Here is a 17,635-nt window from a genome sequence, read left to right as displayed (position 1 = left end):
AACGCCTATATCTGATGGCATGACAGACCATCCAGATCCCCGCTCCTTTATTTATCGCGACGGCGCACTTGACCCGGAACGCGCTGTCCAGCTCACCCGCGATGCATTGCAACGCTGCGATGATGGTGAGCTGTACATGCAATATCATGCATCTGAAAGTTTCGCCTTTGACGATGGGCGGCTGAAAACGGCTGATTACAGTAGCGATTCAGGCTTTGGCCTGCGCGGTGTATCGGGGGAAATGACGGGCTTTGCCCATGCCAACGACATCAGCGAAGGCGCAATCCGCCGCGCCGCCGAAACACTCAGACTGCTTGATGTCGCCAAGGATGAGCCCAGCGCGCCGCCCCGCCACAACAACCGGCATCTTTATACTGACGGCAATCCACTCGAAGAAATTGACTTCCCGGCCAAGACTGAGCTGCTTGCAAAAATAGATGCCGCCGCCCGCGCACGCGACCCGCGTGTCAAACAGGTGACGGCAGCCCTGTCAGGTGTCTGGTCAGTAGTGGAAATCGTGCGTGCCGATGGGTTTATTGCCAGTGACATCCGCCCGCTGGTACGCCTCAATGTCTCTATTGTAGCCGAACAAAATGGCCGCCGCGAAACCGGCAGTTTCGGCATGGGTGGCCGCTATCTCTATGACCAACTGTTTGAAGAAGCCAGCTGGAACCGCGCCATTGACGAAGCGCTGGCGCAGGCGCTTGTCAATCTGGAAAGCGTCGATGCACCTGCGGGCGAAATGACGGTGCTGCTAGGCCCGGGCTGGCCTGGCGTATTGCTTCACGAAGCAGTCGGGCACGGGTTGGAGGGTGATTTCAATCGCAAGGGCACCAGCGCCTTTTCCGGACGCATAGGTGAGCGTGTAGCAGCCAAGGGCGTGACCGTCGTTGACGATGGCAGCATTGCCGACCGCCGCGGTTCGCTCAGCATTGATGATGAAGGCACGCCGACACAGGAAAATGTGTTGATCGAAGATGGCATCCTCAAAAACTATATGCAGGACCGGCTCAATGCCCGTCTTATGGGGGTTCCCGCCACAGGTAATGGCCGCCGCCAATCCTATGCCCATGCACCAATGCCGCGCATGACCAATACTTTTATGCGTGCGGGCAAGGACGATCCGGAAGAATTGATGAGCCGCGTCAAGAACGGCATTTTCGCCAAGAGCTTTGGCGGCGGGCAGGTCGATATCGTATCAGGCAAGTTCGTATTTTCCTGTACAGAGGCTTACAAGGTCGAAAATGGCAAGCTGGGCGCACCCATTAAAGGTGCGACGCTGATCGGTGATGGCCCGACCGCGCTGACACAGGTGACTGGCATCGGCAATGATATGGCGCTCGATGAGGGCATTGGCATGTGCGGCAAGGGCGGACAAAGCGTCCCGGCAGGTGTCGGCCAGCCGACCCTGCTCCTTGAAGGCCTGACCGTCGGCGGCACAGCAGCATGATATTGTAACCTTTCGCATGGGCTACCGGATATATGGGCACATGTGGTTGCACAGGATAAATATGGGAAAACCGGATCTGGTGTGTTGAAATGAAGCCGCTATTTTACAGTTTCTGCGCTTTTCTCATGCTCATCCTCTGCGCACCCTATGCCGCATCCACGCAGAATGTGGCCGAAAGTGCGCCGCACATCGCGGCCTCAGGAAAACAGACCAATATCAAGGTTGTGTTGCAACCGGAAATGGATGTTGTCCGCTCCGGTGAAACTGTCATGTTCGCCTTTATCATGCAGCCCGAAGCTGGCTGGCATGGATATTGGGAAAATCCGGGTGATGCGGGTTATGGTATGCAGGCCGACTGGGCCCTGCCAGAAGGCGTAACAGCAGGCGAGCTGCAATATCCGGTCCCGAAACCCTGGGTTGCTTTTGGCCTGATGAACTATGTTTTTGAAGAAAATTACGCTGTTCTTGTGCCGGTGAAAATAGACGCAAGTATCGCCGCAGGCGAGTATCTGGATATCGCTGTGAAGCTGGAATGGTTGGCTTGTACGGATAAAGTATGTGTCCCCGAGACAGGCACATTCCAGACCAGCATCGTGACCGGCGATAGCAGCGAGGGGGTAGTTCGCAGCGAACAATTCGACGCGTTCCGCGAGAAGTTACCCGCCCCGTTAGGCAGCACTGGCCGCTTCGCGATTGATGGCAACACGGTGCGCATTGCGATTCCTTATCCCGAGGGCGGAGAACTGGAAGTACCCTATTTTTTCCCCGCCACAACAGGCGCCATTGACTATGGCGCGCCCATGCGCGTGTACCGCAATGGGCAAAATGTTGTTGTAGAGGCCAAGGCCAATACAGGTCCGGCATCGCAGCTGGGCAAGCTGGAAATGCTTCAGGGCGTTCTGAAAATTGCACCTGGTTTCGGGCTCAGCGTTGTGGCTGACAAAGGCAGCGTCCCTGCTGGCGGTGAGCTATTATATACATCGGATACTGGCGAAAGCACAGCCGGAACCAGCGAAGCCAGCTTGCTCCTGTTGGTTGCCGCACTGGGCGGCGCAGTGCTGGGCGGACTGCTGCTCAACATCATGCCGTGCGTCTTTCCGATACTCAGCTTGAAAGCGATAAGCCTCGCCAAAATCGGCGGAGATGAAGTCGCCGCGCGGCGCGAGGCCATTGCCTATACAGTCGGTATCATGCTGGTATGCGTGGCCCTGGGCGCAGTGATGCTGGGCCTGCGCGCGGCGGGCGAACAGGTTGGCTGGGCTTTCCAGTTACAGGACCCGCGCGTGGTGTTCGTGCTGCTGTTGGTCGTTACGGTAATTGCGTTCAACCTTGCCGGGTTATTTGAAATTGGCGCGCTCGCCATTGGGCATGACCGGGCAGCAGGCGGCGGCACATCGGGCGCATTTTGGACTGGTGCGCTTGCGGCTTTTGTCGCAACACCCTGCACCGGCCCTTTTATGGCAGTCGCGATGGGCAGTGCGCTGGTGCTGCCCCCGCTTGCTGCCATGCTGGTCTTTGCCGGGTTGGGGTTGGGGTTGGCACTACCTTTCCTTGCACTTGGCTTTACCCCGGCGCTACGGCGCCGGTTACCAAAACCAGGCACATGGATGGAAACATTCCGCAAGATCATGTCATTGCCCATGTTCCTCACTGTGCTGGCTCTTTTATGGCTGATGGGGCAGCTTTCCGGCTCCAATGCGCTGGTGTTGGCGCTGATGGCGACCATGCTACTGGCCTTTTTCCTGTGGTGGGCAGGGCAAAGACAGCGTCAAGGCAAAGCCGCAGCACTCTGGATTACCGTGCCACTGGCTGGTTTGGTACTGGCTGGCATATATGCCATGTCACATCTTGCAGGCGATACGGATACGGGCAGGCCTGGCGCGGCCCGAAGTGCGGACGCTACTTTGCCCAGCGAGCCTTATAGCGCTGCACGGCTGGCGGAATTGCGCGCTGAAGGCCGTCCGGTTTTTGCCTATTTCACCGCTGACTGGTGCGTGACGTGCAAAGTGAATGAAGCCGCCGCGATAGAACGCGAAGGAACCGCAAAAGCCTTTGCAAACGCCGATATTGCTGTGCTGAAAGGTGACTGGACACGGCGTGATGCCGAAATCACCCGCTATCTTGAAGCCAATGGCCGGTCGGGCGTACCGCTCTATGTCTATTATCCCGCAGGTGGCGAGCAGCAGATATTACCGCAAATCCTGACCCCGGGAATGCTGACTGGCCTTGCAAAATAGCAAGGGAAGTTGGGCGAAGGCAGGTCGACCCGAAAGGACCTATATGCAGGAGCTCTTGGCTGCCCTCGCCCTATCCAACCGGTTGCGACCCTGAGGGTTTCCGGTGGAAACACATAAACTGTTCGGCTTGAAAGAATGTGCGGCCACTTTGCAACGGAGCAGCCAAAACAAAGGCGCCCGCAAGAGGCGCCTGTTCTCAAAGCCCATCGGCATATATGAGCGTGTAGCTAAACCTGGGATGAACGGCTGGTGACGCAGCACCAGCCGTTATTTAAACATGTGATTCTATAGCGTATTTATATGTAAAATCACTCCGGCTTCCGGAATTTAAATATAAACCGGTCTGTCTTTCCACGCACGGCAGGGTCAAAGACAAGCTTTGCGTGGTCATCGTCTGCATTGGCAAGCAATGCGCTTTCATCGTCCAGCACAAATCCCGCCGCAGCAAAGTCCGCTTTGACAACCGCGGGGTCAATCCGGTGCAGTTTATCAACTGTCTGTCGCGTATCGCCCGGATCTGCGACATGGTCGACCACACCGACAATACCGCCAGGCTTCATGGCAGCATAGAGGTTTGCAAGAAGGGTGGCGGGCTCCATCCGCGGGAATTTGAACCGCTCGCTTTCCCAATATGCATCGTGATAAACCATATGGAACAGCGCAAAATCATAACTTCCGGCAGGTGCCGTAAATTCATTATAGGGTTTGAGATAGACCGATATATTGGAGTTGCGCGATGTCACGCCAGCCCATTTAGCTTCGTTTTTCTCACCTTCGGTAAAAAATTTCACATTATGTGCCGTCACCTTGCCTTCGGAACCAACGGCGCGCGCCATGATTTCACTGTAATACCCGCCACCGGCAAGAATATCGAGCGCATGGTCGCCACGTTCAAGGCCCAAAAATCCTAGCACTTGCGCCGGTTTTCGGCTTTCATCAAGCTTGATATCATCCGCAGCCCGGCCTGTGCTGTTCACGGCAGCAGTAAAGTCGGGTGGCGGTGCAGCGACTATATCTGATGAATCACCATATGTGGCGCACGCAGACAAGCTGATGGTAAAAACAGTTGCGGCCAGTGCAGCCCTGATCGAATGACGCATGATATTCTCCCCTAAGCGATATACGCCCCATTTTGCGCCCTGTGTGCAGATAAGGCAAGGAGGAGTCCGGCCAGTATGTCCAAGGACAATGCGCCTTGGTCGAAAAGCTGGCCAGCCTTTTACAACATCAACAAGGTTTGTCTTTTTCACAACCTCCGGAAAGATCGAATTACAGCAGAGGTATATCTGGGTTAAACCCGTAGCGGACCTCAGCATGGCCAAAGTGAATAAGCCGCTGGCGTGACGGTGGCAGCGTGTTCGACAGTTCTGAAATTTCCATAATAATACTCCTTCGGTTGGTGCGACCCGAAGCAGTGCGGCGATAAAGCCTTTTGAATACATGGCACTTAGTGGCAGTATATACTAGTTTATCTTTCGCTGCGTACGGCCATAGCGCATTTTGCGCGTGCCAGGCTTGCCTTCGGTGGCGCGGCCCTTTGGGCGGGCCACCTGTTCGTCGGCGGGCAAACCCAGCTCCTCAGCCTCAAGCTTACGGATCTCGTCGCGCAAACGCCCAGCCTCCTCAAATTCCAGATCCGCTGCGGCGACGCGCATGCGTTTTTCCAGGTCCTCAATATGCGCGCGCAGATTATGCCCGACCATATGTTCTGCATCATCACTGCCTGTATCCACAGTGACGGCATCGCGCTGCGTCACATGGCCAACAATATCACCAATATTGCGCTTGATTGTTTTGGGCGTGATGCCGTGTTCCTTGTTATAGGCGAGCTGTTTTTCACGGCGGCGGTCCGTTTCATTGAGCGCGCGTTCCATCGAGCCTGTCATCCGGTCCGCGTAGAGAATGACACGGCCATCGACATTGCGCGCGGCACGGCCAATGGTCTGGATCAACGAAGTTTCACTGCGCAGAAAGCCTTCCTTGTCAGCGTCCAGTATCGCCACTAGCCCGCATTCAGGAATATCAAGGCCTTCGCGCAGCAGGTTGATGCCGATCAGCACATCATAGACACCCATGCGCAAATCACGGATCAGCTCGATCCGCTCCAGCGTTTCGACATCACTGTGCATATAACGCACCTTAATGCCCGCCTCATGCATAAACTCGGTCAGGTCCTCGGCCATGCGCTTGGTCAGCGTGGTGACAAGCGTACGATAGCCCGCTTCTGCTACTTTCCGGCATTCATTGATCAGATCATCAACCTGTTCCTCAACCGGACGGATTTCCACAGGCGGATCAATCAGGCCCGTGGGACGGATTACCTGTTCACTGAACACGCCGTCCGTACGTTCCATTTCCCAGTTACCGGGCGTGGCTGAAACACTGACCGTCTGAGGCCGCATCGCATCCCATTCGTTGAAACGCAGTGGGCGATTGTCGATGCAGCTGGGCAGGCGAAAGCCATGCTCTGCCAAAGTCAGTTTGCGGCGGTGATCGCCTTTTGACATCGCACCTATCTGCGGGATTGTCTGGTGGCTTTCATCGACGAACAGCAATGCATTTTCCGGTAGATATTCAAACAGTGTCGGCGGCGGCTCGCCCGGCAAGCGACCGGTCAGGAACCGTGAATAATTCTCAATCCCCGCACAACTGCCCGTCGCAGCAATCATCTCCAGGTCGAAATGCGTGCGCTGCTCCAGCCTTTGCGCTTCGAGCAATCGCCCTTCAGCTTCCAGCTCTTTCAACCGTTCGGCAAGTTCAAACTTTATCGCTTCGCTTGCCTGTTTCATGGTCGGGCCGGGCGTCACATAGTGCGAATTGGCATAGATGCGAATCCGATCCAGATTGCCACTTTTCTTGCCTGTAAGGGGGTCGAATTCGGAAATCTCCTCCACCTCATCGCCAAAAAACGAAATGCGCCACGCCATATCGTCATAATGCGAAGGAAATATTTCCAGGCTGTCACCACGCACCCGGAAATTGCCACGCGCAAAAGCAGTGTCATTACGTTTATACTGCAATGCGACCAGCTTGCGGATCAGTTCGCGCTGGTCGACATTTTCACCTTTTTTCAGGTCGAAAATCATTGCTGAATAGGTTTCAACCGAACCGATGCCGTAAATACAGGACACCGACGCGACGATAATCACATCATCGCGCTCCAGCAGCGACCGTGTCGCCGAATGACGCATCCGGTCAATCGCCTCATTCACGCTCGATTCTTTTTCGATATAGGTGTCACTGCGCGGCACATAAGCTTCGGGCTGGTAATAGTCATAATAGCTGACGAAATATTCGACTGCATTATTCGGGAAAAAGCTTTTGAATTCGCCGTAAAGCTGTGCTGCCAATATCTTGTTGGGCGCAAGCACCAGCGCGGGACGCTGGGTCTGTTCAATCACCTTGGCCATAGTGAATGTTTTGCCTGAACCAGTGACACCGAGCAGCACCTGATCCTGATCCTGATCCCCAATGCTTTCAACAATTTCAGCGATGGCCGCCGGCTGGTCCCCCGACGGCTCATAATCGCTGACCAGCTCAAAACGCCGGCCACCATCGGACTTTTCCGGACGCGCCGGTTTGTGCGGGACAAAATCCCGATCTGTTTCGGGCTCTTCCAGCCCGCGACGGATGATGAGCTGTGACATAATGCTTATATGGAATGTACATGGTGCACTGTCACCCCCAGCCTGTCAGAAATATTCTGGATTTAGCGACGAGAGCCTGTATGCTCACCCGCATCATTTACAGGAGGGTTTTCCCATGAAGAAACTTATTTTATCCGCCGCAGCGATCGGCCTGCTTGCCGGGTGCAGCGACAAGGGTGCCGATACAGACGGCGACGGCAAAATTTCCACGGAAGAAGTCGCAGCCGAAATGAACACAATGAAATTACAGCCCGGTGAGTGGGAAAACACCGTTGAAGTTGTCGACGTGAAAATCGAAAACCTTCCCGAAGGTGCACCCGCGGGCATTGCCGAAATGATGAAGGGCCGCAAGAATTCGGTCAAGCAATGCATTACCGAAGAAAAAGCCGCCAATCCCGGAGCAGAATTTTTTGCAGCGCAAAAAGACGCAAATTGCGATGTAAAGGAATTCAATATCAGCGGAGGCAAAATCAAGTCTGAAATGAGCTGTGCCGCGCCTGCCGGACAGGGTGAAGGCAAGATGACTATGAAAATGGATGGCGATTATGCCGAAACCAGTTACGACATGAATATGAACATGGTCGCGACCGCGCCGGGTACGGGCATGAATATGAACATTACGTCCAAAGTCACCGGCAAGCGCATCGGTGACTGTCCGTCATAAATACGGGGTCATGGGCAAATATGGGCGGCCAGCTTTCTGGCCGCCCTTTTTATTGGGTCCGCTTGCGGGCGGCAATGAATGCGCCTAGCCTGAACTTCACTGCATTTTATGCGGATAGTGGAGCACCTTTATGGCAGATGGCCTGACAGATGCAGAAATTGTAGGTTTGAAAACCCGGCTGCTTGCGCTGCAGGTAGAACTGAAAGCACAGGATGCTGAAACATCCGCCTGGCGCGCACCGGTCACATTGGACCAGCAGAGCGTAGGCCGCCTGTCACGCATGGACGCGATGCAGCAACAGCAAATGGCCGAAGCCGAAGCACGGAGGCGCACATCTGATCTGGCGCGTATAGAAGCAGCACTGAAACGCATCGACGAAGATGAATATGGCTGGTGCGCAAGCTGCGGTGAGGCGATTGCATCAAAACGCCTGGAAATTGACCCAATGGCAACGCAGTGTATCGGCTGTGCGAAATAGGTGGTGCTGAAGCTTCTTGATAATCGCTGGGTGCCTATACTGGCAGGGCTTTTTGCCGGACTTTTTGCCATTGCCATGGCTTTTGCGTTCGCAGATAGCCTATCAGAGCGGGCATTGCTGGCAGCGCGCTGGACCGCACGCGCTGCCCTGCCATTATTCCTCATAGCCTATCTGGCGAGCAGCCTGGTGCGGCTATGGCCGGGCGCGCTCACAAAAACGATCCTGAAACGACGGAGGCAATGGGGCCTGGGCTTTGCATTAGCGCATACCATCCATCTAGGCGCGCTGCTGGTGAATATACTCCTCTATCGTCCCCGTGAACCCGAAACACTTGTCGCAGGCAGCCTTGCCTATGCGATGATTTATGTGATGGCGCTGACGTCCAACAGCTGGTCGGTGAGGAAGTTCGGAAAATGGTGGAGGCGGATTCACAAAACCGGCATCCACTATATCTGGTTTATCTTTACCGCCAGCTATGCGGGCCGCATTTTCCATGAAGATCCCGGCTATCATCCGGAAGGCAGGGCATTGACAGCGGTCATGCTGGCGGCGCTAGCCGTCAGGATTACCGCATGGTGGCGCGGCAGCAAGGCTCGTCAACGATGAATGATACACCGCAGTGCTGGCTATGCGAACGTCCTTTAGGCAAGAAGGTGCAGTGGCACCACCCCGTACCCAAAAGCCGGGGTAGGTGGAAAAACTGACGCGCGGCGCCTTAGCGCATCAACCCGCCCATCAGGTTGCGCGCAAAACGGCCTAGCCCCGGCACCCCGATCGACTTGCCGATTTCGGTGGCTATAGTGCCCGCAGCCGCGCTGCTGGCGCGGGCGGTCGGGTTGGAGCGCGACTTGCGCCCCGTAAGTTTCGCCGCAAGTATAGTGCCCACCGAAGCCGCTGCAGCACTGGCCGCCGCCTTGGTTGCTTTTTGCCAGAGTGAGGTCGACTTGCGCGGGCGCTTGGCAACTTCTTCTTTGCTTGTTTCCTCGACTTCCTTGGCTGTCTCGGCAGCATCTTCAATTTTCTGCAGCAGCACTTCCTCGGCAGATTCGCGGTCTATTTCGTCGTCATATTTGCCCTCAAACGGGGAAATGGACTGCATGATCGCGCGCTCTTTTGCAGTAATCGTGCCCAACCGCGAGCGCGGCGGCTTGATGAGCGTGCGCTTCACAACCGTTGGTGCGCCCTCTTCATCCAGGACGGATACCAGTGCTTCACCAACTTTCAGGTCAGTAATCGCCTGCGCCACATCAAGATCAGGATTGATCCGGAACGTTTCCGCCGTTGCCTTGATCGCTTTCAGATCGCGCGGCGTATAGGAACGCAGGGCATGCTGCACACGGTTGCCGAGCTGTGCGGCAATATCCTCGGGAATATCAATCGGGTTTTGCGTGACAAAATAGACGCCGACACCCTTGGAGCGGATCAGTTTGACAACCTGCTCGACTTTCTCTTCCAAAGCCTTGGGCGCGTCATCGAACAATAGGTGTGCTTCATCAAAAAAGAACACCAGCTTCGGTTTCTCAGGATCGCCCACTTCAGGCAGTGTCTCAAACATTTCGCTGAGCAGCCAGAGCAGGAATGTCGCGTAGAGTTTCGGATTTCGCATCAGCTTGTCCGCAGCCAGCACGTTGATATAGCCGCGGCCCTGGTCATCGGTTTTCAGGAAATCATCAATTTCAAGTGCAGGTTCGCCGAAAAACTGGTCCGCCCCTTGGTTTTCCAGCTGCAGCAATTGCCGCTGGATCGCGCCCACGCTTGCCTTCGACACATTACCATATTTAGCGGACAGTGATTTGGAATTTTCTGCTGTATAGGCAAGCATTGACTGCAGATCTTCCAGATCAAGCAACAGCAATCCTTCGTCATCGGCAAAACGGAAAGCGATATTGAGCACGCCTTCCTGCGTGTCGTTCAGCCCCATAAGCCGCGCGAGCAGGAGCGGCCCCATTTCCGAAATCGTGGTGCGAATCGGATGCCCTTGCTCACCGAACAGGTCCCAGAATATTGCCGGATTATCGCTATAGGCATAATCGTCCATGCCGATTTCCTTGGCGCGCGCTTCCAATTTGTCCGCATGTTTGAATGTGGAGGAGCCTGCCATCGAAATCCCGGCCAGATCGCCTTTCACATCTGCCACAAAAACCGGCACACCATTAGCGGAGAAACTTTCTGCCATACCCTGTAGCGTCACGGTCTTGCCGGTGCCGGTTGCACCCGCAATCAAGCCGTGGCGGTTGGCAAGGCCCAATTCAAGCATCTGCCGTTCATTACCAGCTTTTCCCAGAAAAATTTCACCCATTTCATGCTCCCTCAAAATTCGAATATCTTACCATCAATAGTGGTCAGCCGCACAACCGCCGTCAATGGCCCGCAACAAAATGTTACTCGGCAGGGCTATATCCAGCCGCCTAGTTCGCGCCGCACCAGCGTTTCCAGCATATCCATGCCCGCATCGCCATCATTCAGGCAGGGCAGATAGGCAAAGTCGGTTCCGCCTGCATCCATAAACTGGCCACGGCCCTGCATGGCCAGCTCTTCCAGTGTCTCCAGGCAATCAACCGAAAACCCGGGTGCCACTATAGCCACTTTTTTCATACCCTTGCCCGGCAGCGCCTCCAGCGTGTCATCAGTGGCAGGTTCCAGCCATTTGGCGCGGCCAAAGCGCGACTGGAACGACACGATAATTTCGCATCCGGTTTTTTTTGCCATTTTTTCCGAAAGCAGCCGCGCTGTCTTACGGCACTGGCAATGATAGGGGTCTCCCAGATGCAATGTCCGCTCGGGCATGCCATGGAAACTCACCACCAGTGCATCAGGGGTGAAGTCGAGTTTTGCAATATCAGCCGTGATCTGCGCTGCCAGTGCATCAATATAGGCCGGGTCGTCATGATAGGCAGGTAATGTACGGATGGCCGGTTGCCAGCGCATATCCTGCAATACTGCATATGCACGGTCATTGGCGGTAGCTGTCGTGGCACCCGAATATTGCGGATAAAGCGGTGCGAGCAATATGCGTTCGCAGCCTGCCGCCTTCATCGCTTCCAGCTTGCTGGCGATGGACGGATTGCCATAGCGCATGGCGTAATCGATCATCACGCCGCCACCCAGCCGTACCTGCAGCTTATCACTCTGCCGTGCGGTATAGACAGCCAACGGAGAGCCTTCTTCCATCCATACAAGCGAATAGGCATGGGCCGATTTTTTCGGACGGGTGTTGAGGATCACCCCGCGCAATATGGGTTGCCAGACAAGGCCCGGTATTTCGACCACTCGTTTGTCGGACAGGAATTCCTTCAGATAGCGTTTCACCGAAGTCGGATCAGGCGCATCGGGTGTGCCCAGGTTGGTGAGCAGAACACCGACGCGTGGCGGCTTGACCTCCAGGTGTTCTTCAGGGCGCATCATATTGGCCCGCGAGATTTCAAATTCTTTTTTCGTATCCGCCATTATATCTATAACCCGTTTGCCAGCAGCGGCAGTGCCCGCGCCCTCAGACCACTTGCAGAGAACAGCGCATTGGCAATTGCGGGTGCGACAGCGGGAACGCCAATTTCGCCGGGATCAACTGGGTCTTCATTGTTTTCCACCAATTCAATTTCAATTTCCGGTGTGTTGCCAAGAACCGGCAGGTTCATATCGCGCAGCCGCCGCGCGGTTGTCAGACCGGCTTCATATCCGGTGGCACAGCCCATCGCACTTGCCAGTCCGAATATCATGCCGCCCTCAATTTGTTGCAGGACGATATCGCGGTTGATGATGCGGCCTATGTCAACAACCGCGCTGAGCCGCTCGACTTCAATACCACCATCCCCCTGCCGCGCATTGGCGACTATTGCGATATGTGCGTTGCGCCCCGCTACATCCATTTTGTGACAGGCTATACCCTGGCCGCTATTGTCGAGCCCGCCATTCCAACCGCCCAGAACGGCTGCATTGCTCAGACAGCGTGCCAGCCGTGCCTGACCGCCCAGCATCTGCATGCGATAGGATAAAGGTTCGCTGCCCGCTTTGCGCGCCAGCTCGTCAATAAAGGATTCGATGAAGAAGCAGGTATAGCCATCAGCGTTGGCGCGGCTACAGCCCGTGGGTACACTTATGTCTGCCGGATAATGGTCGACTGTCTTATTGGCAATCGCATAAGGTGCCAACGCACCATGCACAGCCATATAATCATATTCACCAGACACTTCACGCATCGCTTCATGCGGTTTGCTGAACGCGAACAGGCGCTGCGCAAATTCCCTGGCGCTGGCAGGCCCAGCGATTTTCACTGACAGTGCAGTCACACGGCCTGCCTCATCAGTAACTGCCGCCAGTTTGGCGCGCACCGGTGCGCGCACCGGGTCATGAATCATTTCCTCACCGCGTGACCAGACAAGCTGCACCGGCCGCTGCATGTGGCGCGCCAGCAATGCCGCCTGCACGGCAACCTCATTTTCCAGCCGCCGGTCAAACGACCCCCCCGCCATCACCGGATAGAGCACTACGTTATCCGTGCTCAGGCCCAGCGCACCCGCCGCCGCGCGACGTGCCATTTCGGGTGACTGGGTCGCCAGCCATAATTCCAGCTGCCCATCGACATAGCGCGCCGTTGCCACGCTCGTTTCAATGGTGGCGTGCGGCATGGCAGCAACATCATATTGCCCGCTATGGCTGGTCCCTCCCGCAAAGGCGGGGCCGATATCACCCACAGCATAAAGCCGCTTGCCTGCGCCGCTGTCAAAAGCCAATTCCAGTCCGCTTTCAACAAGGGTGTCATCGGCCAGATTCCCGCGTGTTTCAAATGTGACATTCATTTTCTTCAGCGCCTGATTGGCCGCCCACCAATTGCTTGCCACCGCCGCGACCCAGCGTTCATGCTTTACGATTTCGATCAGGCCGGTCACGCTATCCGCACTGCCACGGTCCAGTGATTTTAGCCGGCTATTGCCAATCGGCCCCTGCCGCACTGATGCATAAAGCATGTCCGGCAGGCGGATATCGCCCGCAAAAGTAACGCTGCCATCAACTTTGCCCGGCAGGTCAAGCCGAGGATAGGGGGTTTGCGCTGATTCGTTAATTGGTGCCAGCGCACTGGCAATGCTGCCGCGCACTGGGATAGGGTCTGGCACATCGAATGTCTTGGCTTCATCAACCAGTTCGGCAAAGCGCAACCTTTTGTCATCATGGATGACAAAACCGTCCCGGGTTTGGCACGTTTCCCATGCCACATCCCACCGGGCCGCTGCTGCCTGGCACAGTAAGGCACGGGCAGCAGCACCCGCTTCGCGGGCAGGAATTTCGTAATTCGCCAATGTCGCACTGCCCGCCGTAAGCATGAAGCGCGCATCGTCCCCGTAACGGGCGGCAATGGCATTATCATCTGCAAATATGCTGTCCAGTCCGGCAGGCCACAACAGTTGCGCCCATTCACGCGCTAGCACGTGATTGGCATAAACAGCGCTTGCCGGTGCAGCTTCGACCGCAACCGAACGCCAGTCCGCACCCAGTTCCTGCGCGACTATCTGCGGAATGACGGTGGTGACACCCTGTCCCATTTCGCATTGCGGCACAGCGACAGTGACCGAGCCGTCTTTTGCGATTTTCAGATAAGCGCCGAAACCGCGCTCACCATCTGCCACCGGCAAGGGGTTCGGATATTCGCGCGGTATAAACTGCCACGCCACCACCAGCCCGGCCGCAGCCGCGCCGCCAGCCAGTACATGCCGCCGCGTCAACGCTGCCATCAGGTTGAATCCTGACGGTTATCGACCCAGGTCAGCACACGTTTAGCAATGACGGCAAAAGCATCGGATTGCGGGCCATCGCCTGCAGCCAACGGAATTCCCGCATCGCTCGATTTGCGGATCGCGGGGTCAAGCGGCACACGGCCCAAAAATGGCAGGCTCATCGTTTTAGCTGCGGCTTCAGCCCCGCCCACACCAAATGGATCGCTCACCTCATTACAGTGCGGACAAAGATAGCCCGCCATATTTTCCACCATGCCGATAACCGGGACTTTGCCCTGATCAAACAGGCTGATCGCGCGTGTCGCATCCATCAGCGCCAAGTCCTGCGGCGTCGATATTATCAATGCCCCATCAGGCTTGTGCTTCTGCATCATAGACATCTGTACGTCACCGGTACCGGGCGGCAGGTCGACAATAATATCGGTTACCATGTCCCAATGCGCATCGACCAGCTGCGCCAGCGCATTACTCGCCATCGGTCCGCGCCAGGCAATTGCCTGCCCCGGCTTGGCAAGATGCCCCATGGACAGCATCGGCACATCATAGGCATTGGGCACAGGGACCAGCTTTTGCTCTTCGACCTTGGGTTTTACGCCTTCACATGAAAACAGACGTGGTTGTGACGGGCCATATATATCGGCATCGACCAGGCCGACCTTGCGACCCATCCGCTGCATCGCCACGGCAAGATTTGCCGAAAATGTGGATTTGCCAACTCCGCCCTTGCCGCTGCCAATTGCTATGATCCGACGGCGAATCTTTTCCGCTGTCATCACGATGCGCACATCCTCAACGCCATCAATTTGCCTCAGGTCGCCTCTCAGTGCGACTTCCATCCTATCGCGCGCTGACCTGTCCAGTTCAGCGACATTCAGCACCATCGATACCACACCATCCTGCACGCGCACGGCAGAACTGCGATTACCGGCAATATCGGCGATTTTTGTCTGTACGAGAATTTCCAATTGGGTTGGCGGACTGGCCATGGGGATATGCGTTCCTGTATTTTTACGTCTGTGTAGCGGTTTTTTCTGCGAAATGCCCATGAAATTCTGCCTAGCAGGCAGATTCAGGTGCAAAAGCACTGTTTTTCTCAAAAACCATTCCTATAAGAGGAATATGACGAATTTTACCACACGATTTTCGCAAAGAATATTGGCAATGGCAGGCAAAAGCCCCTGGGGCAGTGGATCCGGCGATGATTCCGGTGACTCAGGTGGTGTTGGCAATGGCGGTTCGGATAACGGTCCGCGCAACCCGTGGCAACCTACAGGGCAACCCACTGGCGGTCGGAGCGGTCCCAATATTGAGGAACTGTTTAAAAAAGGTCGCGGCAAAGGCGGCGGTGGTGGCGGCGGTTTTACCGGCCTACCCAAACGCTCCAATGGCAAAAGCTGGCTTCCCATCATTCTTGTAGCGGTTGTGGCCGCATGGCTGGTCCTATCCAGCTTTCACCGCGTCGGCCTGCAGGAACGCGGCGTCGTGACACAGCTCGGCGGCTATAACCGCACTGTGGAATCCGGCATCCGTTGGACCTTCCCGGCACCGTTTGAGCAGATGCAGAAAGTAAATGTACAGGAAATCCGTACACTGCAAATTGGTTCAACCGAAGCCAGCAAGGAAAACCTGGTGCTGACCAGTGACCAGAATATTATCGATATGGCTTATGAGGTGCGCTGGAATATTTCCGACCCAGAGCGCTATCTTTTCCAAATTCAGGACCCTGAAGAAACCATCCGCGAAGTCGCCGAAAGCGCCATGCGCGCAGCAGTGGCCAACTTCGAACTGATTTCCGCCATCGGCCCTGGGCGTAGTGAGATTGAAGCGCAGGTACAGACCCGTATGCAGGAGCTTCTGAACCAGTATAATAGCGGTATCGCGGTGCAGGGCATTGCCATTCGGCAATCCGACCCGCCTCAGGAAGTGAATGACGCATTCCGTGAAGTGAACGCCGCGCAGCAGCGCCGCGAAAGCTATATCAACAACGCCCGCGCTTATTCACAGCAAGTGCTTGAACGTGCACAGGGTGATACCGCCGCTTTCGACAAGGTATTTGAACAGTACCGGCTTGCCCCCGAAGTGACGCGCCGCCGTATGTATTACGATACAATGGAAAATGTGCTGGGCAAGGTGGACAAGACCATCGTCGAGCCGGGCGGCGTACAGACGTACCTGCCCCTGCCTGAAGTACAGAGGCGTTCGCGCGCCAATGCGCAGGCCAAGGAAGGGGGGCAGTAACCATGTCATTCAGCTTTAAAAATCCGATTGTCCTGGGCGCGTTGGCAGTCGCAGCGCTCATTCTGGCAAGCCTGACCATGACCATCGTGCCTGAAGACAAACAGGCCATTGTTGTCAGCTATGGCAACCCGAAACGCGTCTGGAATGCCTATGAGGAAAAAGAGATTTTCGGCAATACCGGTGCAGGTCTGCATTTCCGTATCCCTTTTGTCGAGCAGGTGGCCTGGATCGACAAGCGTATACTGGGCGTGGAAATGGAACGTCAGGAAGTGCTGTCCACCGACCAGCTGCGGCTGCAGGTCGACGCATTTGCGCGCTTTCGTGTCACTGATCCGCTGGTCATGTATCGTTCGATCCGTACTGAAGATCGGTTGAAACAACAGCTGCGCACCATTTTGGGTTCATCGCTGCGAAATGAGCTTGGCAAGCGCGAATTTGCTACGTTGCTAAGCCCCGAACGCGGACAGGTGATGAATAATATCCAGTCAGCTCTGAACCGTGAAGCGCGGAAATATGGCGCGGAAATCATTGATGTACGGATCAAGCGCGCTGACCTTCCTGAAGGCACCCCGCTGACGTCCGCCTATGAGCGGATGCGCAGTGCGCGTAATCAGGAAGCTGTGGCTATTGATGCCGAGGGTCGCAAGGAAGCCCAAGTTATCCGAGCCGAAGCCGATGCCGAGGCGGCACGCATCTATGCCGAAAGCTATGGTAAAGACCCGGACTTCTATGATTTTTACCGCGCCATGGAATCATACCGTACCACATTCAACAATGATGGTGACGGCAATGGAGACACTTCGGTGATTCTGTCACCCAACAATGATTATCTGCGTCAGTTCCGTGGACGCCGGTAGAAAGCTGTCGCCATTTGGCAGAAAAGCCCGGGGTGCGTAAGCTTTACAGCTCGTGACATTCAATTTCTGTTCAGCCGGAATTTGAAAAATGCGATCTGAAATTTAATGTTGGGCATCCGTGCCAACGGAATGTCCATGACAAGTTTAGTTGAGAAGGATGAATATCGTGCGTTATGTCTATGGAATAACATCTGCACTTTTGCTCGGCGGCAGTGCCGTGGCGCTTGCCACGGGGCAGCCACTCGGTGCACAGGTCGCGCAAAATGATGAAAATGCGATGCGCACAGCCTGTCCCGTATACACATCTGAAGCTGCCGCCTATACTCCTTGTGTAG

At 55.6% G+C, this 17,635-nt stretch carries 13 protein-coding genes; 7 read left to right on the top strand and 6 right to left on the bottom strand.

Translation table 11 applies throughout. The annotated features are described in order from the left end of the window. Positions 1 to 19 precede the first annotated feature (19 nt). Entirely contained in the window at positions 20 to 1,450 is a 1,431-nt protein-coding gene (gene tldD / locus G6Q15_RS02020; RefSeq protein ID WP_164115132.1) for a metalloprotease TldD, read from the top strand. 89 nt (positions 1,451 to 1,539) lie between these two features. Then, the gene (locus tag G6Q15_RS02015; protein WP_164115130.1) at positions 1,540 to 3,687 is read left to right on the top strand and encodes a protein-disulfide reductase DsbD domain-containing protein; all 2,148 of its coding nucleotides are present in this window, start codon (positions 1,540 to 1,542) and stop codon (positions 3,685 to 3,687) included. A 308-nt stretch (positions 3,688 to 3,995) separates the two neighbouring features. On the opposite strand, the gene G6Q15_RS02010 is transcribed toward G6Q15_RS02015, so the two are convergent. Continuing rightward, positions 3,996 to 4,787 carry a class I SAM-dependent methyltransferase gene (locus G6Q15_RS02010; protein ID WP_164115128.1) on the bottom strand — a complete coding sequence of 264 codons (792 nt, stop codon included), beginning with the start codon at positions 4,785 to 4,787 and terminating at the stop codon, positions 3,996 to 3,998. A 363-nt stretch (positions 4,788 to 5,150) separates the two neighbouring features. Then, positions 5,151 to 7,334, bottom strand: a complete 2,184-nt coding sequence (gene uvrB / locus G6Q15_RS02005; RefSeq protein WP_164115126.1) for an excinuclease ABC subunit UvrB — start codon at positions 7,332 to 7,334, stop codon at positions 5,151 to 5,153. Between the two features lie 115 nt (positions 7,335 to 7,449). Between uvrB and G6Q15_RS02000 the strand changes: the two genes are divergently transcribed. The 3 genes from G6Q15_RS02000 to G6Q15_RS01990 all read left to right on the top strand — a co-directional run bounded on the left by G6Q15_RS02000 (position 7,450) and on the right by G6Q15_RS01990 (position 9,082). Then, on the top strand, positions 7,450 to 7,998 hold the full coding sequence (locus tag G6Q15_RS02000; RefSeq protein ID WP_164115124.1) for a DUF3617 domain-containing protein: 549 nt from the start codon (positions 7,450 to 7,452) through the stop codon (positions 7,996 to 7,998). 130 nt (positions 7,999 to 8,128) lie between these two features. After that, entirely contained in the window at positions 8,129 to 8,476 is a 348-nt protein-coding gene (locus G6Q15_RS01995; protein ID WP_164115122.1) for a TraR/DksA C4-type zinc finger protein, read from the top strand. Between the two features lie 3 nt (positions 8,477 to 8,479). After that, positions 8,480 to 9,082, top strand: coding sequence for a hypothetical protein (locus G6Q15_RS01990; RefSeq protein ID WP_164115121.1), 603 nt, complete (start codon positions 8,480 to 8,482; stop codon positions 9,080 to 9,082). 109 nt (positions 9,083 to 9,191) lie between these two features. Here the strand turns inward: G6Q15_RS01990 and G6Q15_RS01985 are convergent, their stop codons facing one another. From G6Q15_RS01985 to G6Q15_RS01970, 4 genes are all read right to left on the bottom strand, one after another. Next, complete coding sequence (locus tag G6Q15_RS01985) at positions 9,192 to 10,775, bottom strand: helicase HerA-like domain-containing protein (RefSeq protein WP_164115118.1); 1,584 nt, start codon at positions 10,773 to 10,775, stop codon at positions 9,192 to 9,194. A 95-nt stretch (positions 10,776 to 10,870) separates the two neighbouring features. Then, on the bottom strand, positions 10,871 to 11,881 hold the full coding sequence (hemH, locus tag G6Q15_RS01980; RefSeq protein WP_164115811.1) for a ferrochelatase: 1,011 nt from the start codon (positions 11,879 to 11,881) through the stop codon (positions 10,871 to 10,873). Between the two features lie 47 nt (positions 11,882 to 11,928). Continuing rightward, entirely contained in the window at positions 11,929 to 14,202 is a 2,274-nt protein-coding gene (locus G6Q15_RS01975; RefSeq protein WP_164115116.1) for a molybdopterin cofactor-binding domain-containing protein, read from the bottom strand. Next, entirely contained in the window at positions 14,202 to 15,191 is a 990-nt protein-coding gene (locus tag G6Q15_RS01970) for an Mrp/NBP35 family ATP-binding protein (protein WP_164115114.1), read from the bottom strand. Before G6Q15_RS01970 ends, G6Q15_RS01975 begins: the two co-directional genes overlap by 1 nt. 133 nt (positions 15,192 to 15,324) lie before the next feature. Here G6Q15_RS01970 and hflK point away from each other — a divergent pair, with 133 nt between their 5' ends. Next, positions 15,325 to 16,443, top strand: a complete 1,119-nt coding sequence (gene hflK, locus G6Q15_RS01965) for an FtsH protease activity modulator HflK (protein WP_240330703.1) — start codon at positions 15,325 to 15,327, stop codon at positions 16,441 to 16,443. A gap of 2 nt (positions 16,444 to 16,445) precedes the next feature. After that, positions 16,446 to 17,300 (top strand): protease modulator HflC, encoded by an 855-nt coding sequence (locus tag G6Q15_RS01960; RefSeq protein ID WP_164115112.1) that lies wholly within the window; start codon positions 16,446 to 16,448, stop codon positions 17,298 to 17,300. The last annotated feature ends 335 nt before the right edge of the window (positions 17,301 to 17,635 follow it).

The sequence above is a fragment of the Sphingorhabdus sp. Alg239-R122 genome (assembly GCF_900537065.1).
GTDB lineage: Bacteria > Pseudomonadota > Alphaproteobacteria > Sphingomonadales > Sphingomonadaceae > Alg239-R122.
This window is presented reverse-complemented; position numbering and strand designations above follow the sequence as displayed.